The sequence below is a fragment of the Streptomyces sp. NPDC017246 genome (assembly GCF_044331325.1).
Classification (GTDB): Bacteria; Actinomycetota; Actinomycetes; order Streptomycetales; family Streptomycetaceae; genus Streptomyces.
Genome location: NZ_JBIRMW010000014.1, coordinates 86995 through 100153 on the forward strand (window position 1 = coordinate 86995; position 13159 = coordinate 100153).

Genomic DNA, 13159 nt, shown 5'->3' on the forward strand with positions numbered 1-13159 from the left:
CCGGAGGTTCGACAATGTCTGCTTCTCCCAGTTCTCCCGGCCTGGCCGAGAATCGGCCGCCGGCGGCCACCGACGGCCTGACGTGGCGGAGGCACATCCCGGCGCTGGCCTCCGCCGCCGCCGGGATCAGGCAGGCGTCCGACGCCTGGGACGCGGTCTCGGACTCCTTCTGCGACGGCGACGGCTGGCCTGTCGACGAGCAGGGATACGAGGACGGCAAGGTGAAACGCGACGCCGAGGCGTGGAAACACGTGGAGGTCTTCCTCGCCCACGGTCCCGAGGTCCTGGCCGGCGTCCGCGCTGCCGCCCGTGGTGCTGACTACGTCGAGGGGCCGGTTAGCGAGGACCTCCGCCGGCTGCGCGGGATCGACGCCACCCTGGAACGGGCGGGACAGCTCCAGCGCGAGTGGGATCAGATCATAGCCCTCATGGACGCCTCGCTCCCCGGCTCGCGGAAGCTCTATGAGAGCGAGGCGGAGGAGAACCGCAACTCCGACGGCTGGCACTACGCCGACGAGCTGTCCATCCGCGGCCCGGCCCTCGTACGGGCCGCCGACTTCCTGGCCGGCCGAGCGGACCGCGAACAGTCCTCGCGGACCGAGCAGGCACACGTGGCCCTCACCCGATCCCCCTCCGGCCGACGCGGGCCGCTGCCCGCTTCTCCCCCGCCCCCACCGGCACTCGGCCCACCGGTGCCGGGTCGCTCCCGCTGACGCCCGTAGCACCGAGTCCCGGCGGGACCAAACCTTCCGATCGCCAGATCCTCGTGGACCACCGCCCGCCCAGTACCGCGTGCCCGCAGCCCGCGCCGCCGACCGCTGGAACACCCCACCACGGAAGAAGCCCATGCACCAGGACAACCCCCTGATCACCTTCGAGCGAGAGGGACCACACATCACCGCGTGGACCAGCACCCCCTCCTCGCCTGTTGTCTCCGAGGATCCGAACGAGGATCACCGGTACGGCTACCTCACCGCTCCCCTCCACCAACGCGGCTTGGAGGTCACCGTCGAGTACGGCCTGAGCGACTACATCGTCCACGCCGCCCTCCCCGACGGCAGCTCGCTGATCATCTCGCCGCCGCAGGAACCACCCAGTGAGGAGCCCGAGTTCCCCGAAAGCTGGACGGCGATCCGCCACCGGGACACCGGGCCCTCGGTGTACGAAGAGATCTACGATTCGGAACCCGGCGGCCCTGACGCCCGGTACGGCGGCAGCGTCCCGAGTCTGCTCGCCGCCGTCGACACACGACTGGACCAGCTCGGTGTGCCGCCACGCCCCGCGCAGCAGCGCTCCTCGCAGCAGCGCGTCGCCGACGTCGTGCTCCACCGTACGGGTTTCATCGCCGCCGTCTCATTCGACGGGGAGCGCTACCACCGGCTGCCCTCGGCCATGACCGATCCGACCGAGCAGCGGCGGGCCGTGACCCGGGCTTTCGCAGCGCTGCAGGACGAGGGCTTCACCGTCCTGTGCGACTCGGCCCTGCTCACGTCCAAGGGCCGAAGTCCTATCGACCGGACCGCCCTGCCAGCCTATGCTCAACCACGGGTGAGCGCTGCTCTCGCGCCCTCACCGTCGGCCGCACCACGCACGGTCCGCACACGCCTGGCGACGGACCCTCCCCCACGTCCCGTGCTTCTACTACCCGCACGTCCCTCCACCACCCCTGGTCGCTGACCTCTTCCCGTCTCGGAGTACGCCGCATGCCTCTCACCCGCAGAACCATTCCGGCCCTCGACCTCCCTCGTCATCGAACCACCGGATGGATCAGCCGTGTTGCCCACCTCCGCCGAAGAACTGCTTGCCGACGTCACCGTCGGCCGCCACCCCGACTACGGCATCGTCGCCGCGAACCCCAAGAACCTCGCCGCCGGCACCTGGATGCTGGAGCGGCTCGACTTCCGCCCCGTCCTGGGCGAGCCGACCCTGTACGCCCTGACCGACCAGCAACGTGACGGGCAAGGCCGCGCCACCCGGGCCGTCGCGCTGCTGCGCAACGCCGGCTTCCGGGTCGACGCGGACGCCGTCTTCAACCCCTCCCTGGTACCCGGCGCGAAGCCCGTCCCGGCCCGGGCTCCGCACGCCGAGCCCGATGTCGCGTTCGCCGAGCATCCGCGGCTCGGCGTCGTCGCGGCCATCGACAACCGCGCCTCCGGGCTCACCGGGCTCGCCCTGGTCGAACACGGCTGGCGACACGATCAGCGCCTGGACATCTACACACTGCCCGCCGCCACCAGCCGCAACGAGTCCCTGGGGAAGGTCGCCGACGCCACGCTGGCCCTGCACCGTTCCGGTGTCCAGGTCGCGGTACAACCTCGCCTCGTCCAGGACGTAGCGGCCCGCCACCGCCCCGCGCCCACATCGTCCCGCGACCGCATCCAGGGCGCTGGCCGTAGTTCTCCGATCGTGGCCGCCGCGCTCGCCACCAGCCCGGCCCTCGCCAGTCTCCCGGGCAAGACGCCGGCGTCAGCCCCCGCCACCTCCGTCGCGGCGGCCCGGCCCGTCGACCCGCGCATCGCGTTCACCCGCGACCGCTGACCCAACTCCCGTAAGGAATATCTCCCATGGCCGTTGCCGGTACAGCGGGATGTTCCAAGGTGCGGAATGCCCGATGCCGCGCCGGTGTTGGCTGGCTCCGACAGTGCCCCGCCTGCCCAGTCCCGCTCGACGAAGTCCTGGTACGCCCGCTCGGCGGAGATGTCAGAGCAGTGGAATAGAGTCGCCGTTCCGGCCGGAGGCCCGGCCGTCGAGGGGGAGTCAGCGTGCGTATGGGCAAGTGGTCCAGGTACACGGATTCTGGACTCGCTCGATGGGACCTGACCCCTGCTGCAGACTCCGTGAACAAGGAAGTCAAGGCATTGACCGGCTGACCGCACGCGCCAACGGCAAGTTGGGAGGTCCGCCATGACCGACCAGTCCCCCGACCTCTGCTAGACAGTCCGGGCCCGTTATGCGGCCTCCGCTCTGAAGGGCACCCAGAGCGGGACTGCTTGCTGCGGACGGTGTCGCTGTCGGTGATCAGCGCGATGAGTTCCGGTGTCCAGTTTTCGAACTCCGCCGCGATCCGCGCAGTCGCGGCGGCGGCATCGGTCAAATCGATGACGGCGAACCAGTCCAGCGGCTTGGACAGCGCCACGTACATGTGCAGGGTGTCGCCGCTCTCCCGGTGGGCGAAGATCTCCCTGCCCGGCGAGGGCGCGATCATCATCACGCCGCCGACCGCCTTCGCGGCGGCTGGGTGCCGGGTGCCGGTGTCGAACAGGTACGTCTCGACGAACAACGTGCCGGCGTACAAGGGCACGGCGCCGGAGAGCAGCGGCCGGACCCGCGACCAGGCGCCGTTCGCGCCGACCAGCACGCTCGCGACGACAGATGGTGCCGTCGGTGAAGGTCACCTCGTGGCAGTCCTCGCCGAGGGCACGGACACCTGCGGCCTTGTGCCCCCACCGGACGGTATCGGCGTCATGAACACCTGGTCCCGCACCCCCTGGAGCAGACCAGGGATATCACTGCTGGGAGAGCTCGACCGCCTGGCGGATTCGCGAGTCGACGATTCGGGAGTGGGCAAGATGGCTGAAGTGACCAGCCGAATCAGGGTACTGGCGCAAAATGCCCGCGACAGCGGCCGCGGCATCGCCCTGCAGGCTGTCGAGCCAGGGACTGATCCGCTCCTGGGCATTCCACTGGTCCCACGCACCGTCCCAGATGCACATGGTCTGCGTGGCTTCGTCGAGGAGGTCCCACTGCTGCTGGGTAGCTGCTTGCTCGGCTATCTGACAGAGCCACTTCGCGACCTGGCTGGCCTGCCCGAACTGCACTATGTGCGTGCCGTCACCGTCAACGTGGTCGGCTAGGGCCTGCAGGACGGTCTGCGCGCGGGAAGGGTCTCGCGTGAGGGCCGAGTATGCCTGGCTCACGGGGAGCTGGGTGAGGACATCCACATAGAGCTCGTAGTCGTCTGCATGGTCGGTGAGCAGAGTGAGGAGTGCGTCAGCTGCACCGATGCGGTTGATGCTGGCCTTCTGGACGAGGCTCGTCGCCCGTACGTGGGGGGACTCGGGGATGGCTGTGAGCTCACGTTCTATCAGGGCGATCAGTTCGCCGATGTTCTGAGGCCGGCGGGAGGGGTCTTGTTGTGTGGCTGCTCTGACGATGCTGCGCCAGGGGCCTGGGGTGGCAGGGAGCAGGGGCAGGTTGGGGGCGGGGATCTGGCCGGTGACGGCCCAGGCGATGACCCGGCCGACGCCGTAGATGTCGCTGGTGGCTTGGGGCGTGCCTTGGTTCGTCGTGAAGATCTCCGGTGCGGTGAAGCCTTCGGTGCCGATGCCGAGGCGCGTACGCCCGACCTTGGTGGTCTGGCCTGGTGGACGGCGGACGGCACCCCAATCGGCGAGCACCCATCGGCCGTCCAGGAGAAGGATGTTCGACGGCTTGATGTCCCGATGGATCCAGCCTGACTGGTGAGCTGCACCCAGTGCTGAGGTGAGGGCGTCGATTAGGGCGCGCAGGCGTCCAGGGTCCTGGAGTTCGGCTTGGTGGTCTTCGGCGGTGCCGTCTGCCCAGGGCATGGCGAACCATGTGAAGTCGGTGCCGTGGTCCAGGATGGGCATGGTGTGTGGGTGTCCGTTGAGTGCGATGCCGACCTCGATCTCCCGTCGCATGCGGGCGCCCCGGCCTTCGGTCGGATACTTTCCGTGCAGCTGCTTCACTGCCACGCGGGTGCCCGTCGCTTTGTGGGTGGAATCAAAGACGTCTGCCTGATTGCTGTCGGGGTGAGGCAGGCGGGCGCGGTTGTAGTCGCTCCGGTCGCCCTTTGCCTGTTCGCGAACCGTGGCGTAGACGTCCGACGCGGAATGGGCTGGCGTGGCAGGGACAGCGGCGGCCAGGCCGGAGAGAGACGTGGTGGAGAGTGTCGGCGCCGCAGTTGGCCTTCCGGCGCCGGTGCTCGTCCGGCGGGCTTCGTACACGGGGTAGCCGCTGATCACGGAGGCCGGACGGAGCTGGTATCCATCTGGCGCCAGGGCGTCGTTGATCAGCGCCAGAAGGTACTCCACCTCGTTCGAATCCGCCCGGACGGCTGGATGGATCATCTCTGCCAGGAACCGGAGGAGAGCCGCATCCGGCCCGTCGGCGAGCCCGAAGCGACTGTCGGTGAAGACCCAGTCGTCTTCCCAGTCCTCCGGGTTGTTGAGGCGGTGCTGGACGATATCGTCCTCGGCTGTCGCAAAGCGGGGGTCGAAGCTCGGCAGGCGGCCAAGGTCGTAGAGCCGGCTGAGGAAGGCGATCTCGTCCAGACCGCCGGACCAGGTGGAGGGCGCTGCTCTGAGGGCGTCGAACAGGCGCCGGCGAGTGGCCTCCGTGATGGCTTGTGTCGCTAGGGAGTTCATTCCCCTTCCCCAGCGCCGCGTCGCGGTCGAGCGAGCTGCGGCATAGAAGTCGGGCAGACCGAGAGTGTGTACCTCTACCGGGATTCGGCCGGCGAAACCGAACTGTTCCTGCCCGAGCGATAGCTGGTCTTGCACGTGAGGGCTCAGTCGGGCCTCTCCCGCCATCGCTGCTACCAGGTGCACACGGCAGTGCCGTGAACTGAGCGCCATGTCTATCTGGTTGGTCATAGCGTGGATGCGTGCGTTGAAGCCCCTGTAACGGCGGTCCGCAAGCCGCTGCAAGGCGTTCACGATCTTGGCGGCATTCGACGAGTCGAAGCCAGCCTTGCCAAGGTCGCTCCACTTGGCCTGGACGAACCAGATCTCGGTGTGATCGGGAGAAATGGCGATCGCGTCGATGCCGAAGTCGTCAGGCCCGTCCACGACGGAGTCGGCAGCTTCCTGCGGCCTGCAGCCAATGAGCAGCTCGACGGCCTTGGCGGCCAGAGCGCGGGAAAGAAACACGGGATCCCGTCGCTCCGGCGGCAGGGAGGACGTGTCGGTCATGTCGATCAAAGGGCGGTAGATCCGCGCAAGATGCTCTCGGACCAGGCGCAGCGCTATTGGTGCGGTGGCGTCTTCCATCCCGTGTTCCTTTCGTGTCCCCCTGGTCGTGCATCGCTGTGGCCTGCCCAACGGCAGGGCGCAGCCTCAGGTCGGCATAACTTCCACGGCGAGCGGGCTGGCCAGCACTCAGCGCGAAAGACCGCCCTCGGCGGGCAAGTCCGCGGTCACCCGTGCGAACCCATACATCCACGCCGCGGTGCCGGCGCCCTCGTTGCGTGTGTCGACAGCGGTGAGGAGGTCACGCACACCCGATCCGTTCACGCACGCGAAAGGCGACTCGGTGCCCTCAGCCACAGGGTCGTGCTCAACGGGCAGTGCCCTGACGACATGGCCTGCCGTGGTGAGGAACGTCGTGCCGATGCTGGAGCCTCCGTCTATGCCCAGTACGGGGCCGTCCACCACCGTCGGCGCGAATCCGATCAGATGGCGGGCCGACCCGTGCAGCAGCAGGCGACAAGCCGCTTTGTCGTCGTACTCGGAGTCCTGACCGGGCACAGGGTCGGCAAACAGCACCATGTGACGGTAGCCCCCGCGCAGCGTGACGCAGTGGAGAGGGGCTTCGAACCACATCCAGTCTCTCGGACGCAGCTCGTCGTCAGCGAACCAGCGGGCCTTCTCTTCAAGATGCTTGGATATCTTCTTCAGTCGGCGCAGCCGTTCCCACTCGCCATCGGCCGCAGGTGCGTCCACGTCCACGCCCCCCACAGGCGTATTTAACCGCAGAGCCCCCAAGAAGCGCAGCCGCCCAGGCTCTGACAGGAACTGACTGATCTTCCCGTCCGACAAGTAGACGAACTCGCGCAACTCCAACCCCCACACGTCCATCGCCCCGGCCTCATCTTGCCAGCCTCCACCGTCTACTCCGCAGTCCGCCTGACCGAACGTCACGGCGGTCGTAGTCTTGATCGACGCTGGCGGGGTGCGCTGCGAGACAACACACGGCCGTGAGACCAGCTTGCTCATGGTGGTGAGCCCCACACTGGCTAGTCAGAAAACACACTCGCGGACCCACGGCTCGCAGGTCAGCAAAGGCCCTCCTCACGCATATGGGTCGGACTTCCGTCGCCATGATGACTCGTCAGGGCGATGCCCGCAGTGAATGGCGGATTACTGCGGCAGACGACCTCACCGAGCTACTCCAGGCCGCCACTGACGCCGACCGGCCCAGCGAGAACCCCCGCTTCTAGCTGTCCCGTGCCCCGCTTCGGCGGGGCACCGGTGCCTCCTCTCCCACCAAGGCCAGGGGCCGGGTGAGCAGGGCCTCTATCAGGGATCCCCGGCCGGGCTAAATCCCGAATCCTGCGGATTCTCTCCCTGTTGGTCCGGTCTCCCGGGCCCTCGTTTCTTCCTTCTCTTTCGAGGTAGACGTCGTGATCGCCCATCTGCAGCGCGCCAGCGACACCGCCGGCCTGCTCGCGTACCTGTACGGGCCGGGTGAACGCGGTGCCCACGTCGGCCCCCGGTTGATCGCGGGCGACGGTCACGGGTCGCCGATCGAGCTGCTCGCCGAGCCGGGCTCGCTGCCCTACCTGGCCCATGCTCTCGACGCTCCGGTCGAGCGGCTCGGGGCACGTTCGCCCAACCGGCCGACGTGGGTCTGCTCGGTCCGTTCCGATCCTCACCGGCCGGACCTCACCGACGCGCAGTGGGCTGTCGTCGCCCGCCGGTTGGTGTCCGCCGTCGGGATCGCCCCGGAAGGCGATCCGGATGCCTGCCGGTGGATCGCCCTGCGCAACCAGCCCCGTCAGGTGCACGTCCTGGCCACCCTCGCCCGTGAGGACGGCGGCCTGCACCAGGGCTATCGCGACGCCTTCCGCCTCCAGACCGAGTGCCGCCGTATCGCGGCCGATCTCGGGCACATGCCCACCGCACCCCATCCGACTTCCCGTGCCCAGGAGACTTCTGTGCCTGCCCCTCTCATCACCATCTCCTCCGAGGCCAGCGGCAGTGTCGTGGCGAAGGGCGCCAATGAAGATCTTTCCGCGATGATCCTCAAGCACGCCGGCTTCCGGCAGATCGAGGACTGGCACGGACGGCGCCACCGGCTTCCCACCACCACCGCGGTCGCCGACCGGGTCGCCATCGCCAGCCACGCGGCCGAGATGCTCCGTGCCGCCCGTTACGGCGTCGATCTCGCTCCTTCCCTGGACGTGGCCCGGATGAGTACTCCGGCGAATCCCCTTGGGCCCTACGCCGCCGGAGCCGCGCTCCTTCAGATCACGGACCGCATCAGGTCGGCCGAGAACGGGGCGGACCTTCGGCAAGCGGTCGACCAGCTCCTTCACCCCGAGCACGGGGCCCCGAACGTGTCCGGGAAGCGCTGGAGGCGGCGAGCGAACACATCACCGACCTCGACAACGAGGCGTACGCGCTGGCTGACCGGTTCGGCTTCGCGGCGGAGTTCGTCAGCTCGGCGCAGTCGGAGGTCGTCGACTCGGAGGACGAGCTGCGTCGTGCCGGCGGCCCGTCCCAGGCCGAGACGCGGACGCGGTCCTCGGATCTGCCTGCTTCCCAGAGCGCGGCGTTGGCCGTGTCGCCTGCGGCGGCCAAGGCCGAGGTCGTCTCGGTCTTCGGTATCGAGTCCACGGATGCCCGTGCGGCTGCGCGCCCGCCCCGTGCCTCCGGTCCTCGGCGGTGATCGAGTGTTCTCCTCGTCCGCTTCATCCGCCGGCCTGTCGCGTACGTGCTTCGTGTGCGGCGTCACCGCCGGCAACCCCGCCGTCCGCGAACGGCTCTCGTCCTTCGCCGACAGCCTGCCCCTGCCGGTGACGCCGTGACTCCGCCGCCTCTGCCTTCCGCCCCCAGACCCAGGACCGTTCCTGCGGCTGGAGCACGCGCTCCACCCGACCTGGCCAGCCAGCACCACCAACTCACGGAGGAACCGTGCCCGAGTTCTACTCCAGCATCGGCGAGGCCATCGGCGCCGCGATGCAGCTCAACATCCGGCACGCACACCGCAGCGTGGCACCGAGCTCCGACAAGCCGCCGCGGGTCCGACACCTACCCAGCGCTTCCGCCGACCCGTACTCCGTCCCCGGGACGATCGCCCGTCTCACCGCGGACGCAACGCCCAAAGAGGTCTTCGAGACCTGGACGCGACTGGCTGCCGCCCACGTCATGCTCCAGGACGTTCAGGAGCAGCTGGCAGCCGCCGAGGACGGGATCACCGCGTGCCCTGCCGAGCGGACCAACCCCCGGTACCACGAGAGGGTCAACGTCTTGCGGACCCGGGAACTGCTCGACGACATCCTCGGCACCAGCCCGGTCGCCGCAGAGCCTCCCGCCCGCGATCCGGACGCCGACCGCCGTAGTGCCCCCCGTGGTTCCAAGCCGCAGACCGGCCCCCGACAACCGTCGTCGCCCGGCACCGAAGGAGTCCCGGCGCGCACCCCACCGCGCCGCTCTCCAGAAGGGCCCTCCATGGCCAACCTCGCCGACACCTACGGCACCGACGTCGAAATCTTCCCCTGGGCCGATGACTTGGTCTGGGCCGACTGCCGGACCGGCCTGCCCGAATCGGCCCACCACATCCTGCGCTCCTGTGGTTTCGCCGCCCCCGGCAACCCGGGCGATCCCGCCTCCTACAGCCTCGCGTCGCGCCTCGTCGGCCCGGACCGGCAGCTCGCCTCCTCCTCTGCCGCGAGCATGCTGGCCGACCTGGGGTACCGCGTCGCGATCGACCCGTCCTTGGCCGTCGGCTACGTCGGAGAGGCCGTCGCTCCCGAGGCCCGACGGCTGGCCGCTGCCCGCCAGGTCTCCCCCCTGGCGGCTGAGAGCAACAACGGCACCAGTGCCCCGCCGTCCACCGCGCCGCCCCCGTCGGCGGTACACCCCGCCCCCCGCTCCCGATGAAGTGTTCCGTTCGATCCGCAAGGAGTAGGTCCGTGAGCTGCACGAGAGCCGAGCGCGCCCCGCCCCGCCCGCTCGCACCCCCAAGGAACCGCCCGTGCCTTCCCCGCGCACCAGTCCGCCGTCGACCACCACCGGCTCCGACGCGCTCCTCTATCTCCTGTTCGGCGTCCTCGGCACCGCCATGGCCTTCGGCTCGCTGGCCTGGCTGACCGGCAACCTCACCAACTCCCTCGTTAGCAGCGGCCCGTGGGCCCCGTTCCGCGCCACCGACGCCCTGCTGCACCCCGAGGTGCTGTGGCCGGCCCTGAGTACCACCGCGCTGCTGGTCGGCGTCCGCGTCTTGCCCGGCCTGCTCACCCTGGGCCTGATCACCACCAGCCTGGTGCTGTGGATGCGCTGGCGCTCCGGAGCCAAGACCGGTCTCGCCCGCAAGAACGACCTGGCGCCGCTGCTGGACAAGGAGATCACCGCCAAGGCGAAGAGCCTGCGGCCCTCCCTAAGCGACCGGGAGGGTAAAAGAGGTCGCCGCTGATGACCGCGGCATCCTGCTCGGCACCCTCGACCCCGGTCGCGCCGAAGTCCGCGCGTCCTGGGAGGACGTGATCGTCGCGATCATGGCCCCACGTTCCGGCAAGACGTCCGGCCTGGCGATCCCCGCGATCCTCGCGGCTCCCGGCCCGGTCCTGCTCACCAGCAACAAGGCCGCGAACGACGCGTTCACCACCACGGTGGACGCCCGTGCCGAGGTCGGCACGGTCTGGACCCTCGACCCCCAGCAGATCGCCCACCACCCGCGCGAGATGTGGTGGGACATCCTGGCCGACGCCCGCGATCTGACCGGGGCCAAGCGGCTGGCCGGGCACTTCGTCGCGGCGAGCGTGGACGAGTCGAGCGGCTCCGACTTCTGGTCCACCGCCGCGTCCAACACGCTCGGCGCGCTGTTCCTGGCCGCCGCGAGCCATCGGCGGCCGATCATCGACGTGCTGGCCTGGCTCGCCTCCCCCGCCGACCGGACCCCGGTGGACCTGCTCACCGACGCCGGCCACGACGCGGTCGCAGCACAGCTCCAGGGCACCGTCTCCGGCGCGACCGAGACGCGCGACGGCATCTATGAGACGGCGAGGCAGTACGCGAGCTGCCTGCTCGACCCGGACGTGGCCGCCTGGGTCACCCCGAGCATGGACCTCCCCGAGTTCAGGCCCCTCGCCTTCGCCACCTCCCGCGACACGCTGTACCTGCTGAGCAAGGACGGCGGCGGCAGCGCGTCCGCGATCATCGCGGCGGCGGCCGACGCCGTGATGCGCGCGGCCGTGATCGTCGCCGAGCGATCCGGCGGACGGCTCGACCCGCCCGCCCTGTGCGTCCTCGACGAGGCGGCGAACGTGTGCCGCATCAGCGACCTCCCGGACCTGTACTCGCACTTGGGGAGCCGGGGTGTCATCCCGATGACGATCCTGCAGTCCTACCGGCAGGGCCAGCGGTGCTGGGGAGAGGCCGGGATGGACGCCCTCTGGTCTGCCGCCACCGTCAAGATCGTCGGATCGGGCATCGACGACGCTGACTTCGCCGACCGCCTCAGCCGACAGGTCGGCGACCACGACGTCCAGACCGTCTCGGTCTCCACGAGCGAGGGGGGCAAGTCCACCTCGGTGAGCATGCGCACCGAGCGGATCCTGCCGCCCGACGCGATCCGCGCCCTGCCCAAGGGCAAGGTGCTGCTGCTGGCCACCGGTTTGCGGATCGCCATGCTCAGCATCCGGCCCTGGTACAAGGAGCCCTCCGCCAAGGTCGTCGGGCCGGCCTCCGCCCGCGCCACGAAGGCGATCACCGAGCGGGCCCTGGCGAAGACCGTCGGGCACGACGACTTCGGGCTGTCGGCATGAGCGCGCCCATGCCGCGTTCCGCGCGGCTGGCGCAGTCGCCGGTCGTCCTGCACGAGGGACGGTGGTGGCTGGTCGGCGATGCCGGGTCGGTTCCCGTCGCCGATCCTTCCTTCGCCACCGTGCTGGACGACTTCGCTGAGGCGGTGGCCGCCGCCGACCGTGCGGTCGCCGATCTGCGTGCCCGGCCGAGTGAGCCGTCCGCTTCCCGCACGCGAGGTCGTTGATGAACCCGCTGCTGAATGCCGAGCAGGCGGTCCTCGGCGCGGTGCTGCTCGACCCGGGCCAGCTCTCGCACCTGGAGTGGCTCGCGCCGGACCACTTCTACCGGCCGGTCCACCAGGCGCTGTTCGCCGCGCTGCGCAAGCTCCGAGGCGATGGCCACCCCGCGGTGGAGGGCGAGGGGCCGGTGCCGCTGTCGTGGGTGACCGACGCGGTTGCCGAGGCCGGCCTCCATGTCCGGGGATTGACCGCGTCGTACGCCCATCTGCTGGTCTCGGCCTGTCCGCGTCCGGCGCACGCTCCGGTGTACGGCCGCATGGTGCTGGAGGGGGCGATCCACCGCACCGTCACCCAGCACGCGATCCGCCTTCACCAGGAGGCTCGCGCGGGCGCCCTGCGAGGCGAGGTCGAGGGAGCGTTGCACTACGCGGACGTCCTGACGGGGGTGCTCACCGATCTCGCACGGCGGTGGGGCACCGAACCGCGACCGGTCGCGCCCGCGACGTCGCAGGCCCCCGACCCGCCTGCCCTTCCGCCGGCTCGGGCCGATCGGGTTGCCGAGGACGAGGAGTTCCTTCTGGCCGTCCTCGTCGAGCGGCCGGGGGCCATGGGCGAGGTGGTGGACTGGCTGCGTCCCGGGGATTTCGCCGACCCGGTCCACGGGCAGCTCTACCGATGCCTCGGGGCGCTGCACCACCGGGGCGAGCCCATCGACCGGATCACCCTGCTCTGGGAGGCCCAGCGGCGCGGCCTGCTGGCCGACGGCACGCTGTCAGAAGACCGGTTCACCACCATCTGCGACGGCGTGGGGGCCGGTGACGCCGAGTGGCTCGGCAAGCAGGTGATGCGTTCCTCGATCACGCGCACCGCAGCCGCCTCCGCCCACGCCGTCCGCGCCCTTGCCGAGGACGAGGTCCTGGCCCCCGGGCGGCTCATCAACCACGCCCTGCACGCGCTCGGCCCGCTCGATGAGGTCCGCGCCCGTTGGCAGACCGCGCAGGGCCGGCCGGCTTCACGGGCGCCAACCACCGCTCCTCCTCCGAGCGGGCCACCAGCGGCGCGGGTACACGCGGCCCTCACCCGCAGTACGCCGCGCGCCGCCCCGTCGCCACCGGGCCGGCTCGGCCCCGGGCCCACCCCGACCGCCGCACGCCCACCCTCACGCAACCACAGCTGACGCCCCTGTCCACCGCTCCTCCTCATGTACGGGAA

General features: G+C 70.0%; 10 protein-coding genes and 2 pseudogenes. 8 read left to right on the forward strand and 4 right to left on the reverse strand.

Annotation, left to right across the window (positions count from 1 at the left end; translation table 11 throughout):
* Positions 1–14 precede the first annotated feature (14 nt).
* From ACH4MY_RS28410 to ACH4MY_RS28420, 3 genes are all read left to right on the forward strand, one after another.
* Positions 15–713, forward strand: coding sequence for a hypothetical protein (locus ACH4MY_RS28410; RefSeq protein ID WP_398006586.1), 699 nt, complete (start codon positions 15–17; stop codon positions 711–713).
* A 133-nt stretch (positions 714–846) separates the two neighbouring features.
* Positions 847–1677: a hypothetical protein gene (locus tag ACH4MY_RS28415; RefSeq protein WP_398006587.1), complete on the forward strand. Its 831-nt coding sequence runs from the start codon at positions 847–849 to the stop codon at positions 1675–1677.
* Positions 1678–1773: 96 nt separating this feature from the next.
* Positions 1774–2538 (forward strand): hypothetical protein, encoded by a 765-nt coding sequence (locus ACH4MY_RS28420; RefSeq protein WP_398006588.1) that lies wholly within the window; start codon positions 1774–1776, stop codon positions 2536–2538.
* A gap of 462 nt (positions 2539–3000) precedes the next feature.
* Here ACH4MY_RS28420 and ACH4MY_RS28425 read toward each other — a convergent pair.
* From ACH4MY_RS28425 to ACH4MY_RS28440, 4 genes and pseudogenes are all read right to left on the reverse strand, one after another.
* Positions 3001–3461: pseudogene (locus tag ACH4MY_RS28425) on the reverse strand (FAD-dependent monooxygenase); the annotation flags it as partial.
* Positions 3462–3506: 45 nt separating this feature from the next.
* Complete coding sequence (locus ACH4MY_RS28430) at positions 3507–6011, reverse strand: phosphotransferase (RefSeq protein WP_398006589.1); 2505 nt, start codon at positions 6009–6011, stop codon at positions 3507–3509.
* 108 nt (positions 6012–6119) lie between these two features.
* Positions 6120–6956 carry an SAVMC3_10250 family protein gene (locus ACH4MY_RS28435; protein ID WP_398006590.1) on the reverse strand — a complete coding sequence of 279 codons (837 nt, stop codon included), beginning with the start codon at positions 6954–6956 and terminating at the stop codon, positions 6120–6122.
* Between the two features lie 170 nt (positions 6957–7126).
* Positions 7127–8278 carry a hypothetical protein gene (locus ACH4MY_RS28440; RefSeq protein WP_398006591.1) on the reverse strand — a complete coding sequence of 384 codons (1152 nt, stop codon included), beginning with the start codon at positions 8276–8278 and terminating at the stop codon, positions 7127–7129.
* A gap of 303 nt (positions 8279–8581) precedes the next feature.
* Between ACH4MY_RS28440 and ACH4MY_RS28445 the strand changes: the two genes are divergently transcribed.
* The 5 genes and pseudogenes from ACH4MY_RS28445 (at position 8582) to ACH4MY_RS28465 (ending at position 13124) form a co-directional block, all read left to right on the forward strand.
* A complete protein-coding gene (locus ACH4MY_RS28445; RefSeq protein ID WP_398006592.1) occupies positions 8582–8770 on the forward strand; it encodes a hypothetical protein in 189 nt (62 codons plus the stop codon).
* A 106-nt stretch (positions 8771–8876) separates the two neighbouring features.
* Positions 8877–9845 carry a hypothetical protein gene (locus ACH4MY_RS28450; protein WP_398006593.1) on the forward strand — a complete coding sequence of 323 codons (969 nt, stop codon included), beginning with the start codon at positions 8877–8879 and terminating at the stop codon, positions 9843–9845.
* A 94-nt stretch (positions 9846–9939) separates the two neighbouring features.
* Positions 9940–11728 (forward strand): annotated as a pseudogene (locus ACH4MY_RS28455) (type IV secretory system conjugative DNA transfer family protein).
* A gap of 8 nt (positions 11729–11736) precedes the next feature.
* Positions 11737–11952: a hypothetical protein gene (locus tag ACH4MY_RS28460; protein ID WP_398006594.1), complete on the forward strand. Its 216-nt coding sequence runs from the start codon at positions 11737–11739 to the stop codon at positions 11950–11952.
* Entirely contained in the window at positions 11952–13124 is a 1173-nt protein-coding gene (locus ACH4MY_RS28465; RefSeq protein ID WP_398006595.1) for a DnaB-like helicase N-terminal domain-containing protein, read from the forward strand. Before ACH4MY_RS28460 ends, ACH4MY_RS28465 begins: the two co-directional genes overlap by 1 nt.
* The last annotated feature ends 35 nt before the right edge of the window (positions 13125–13159 follow it).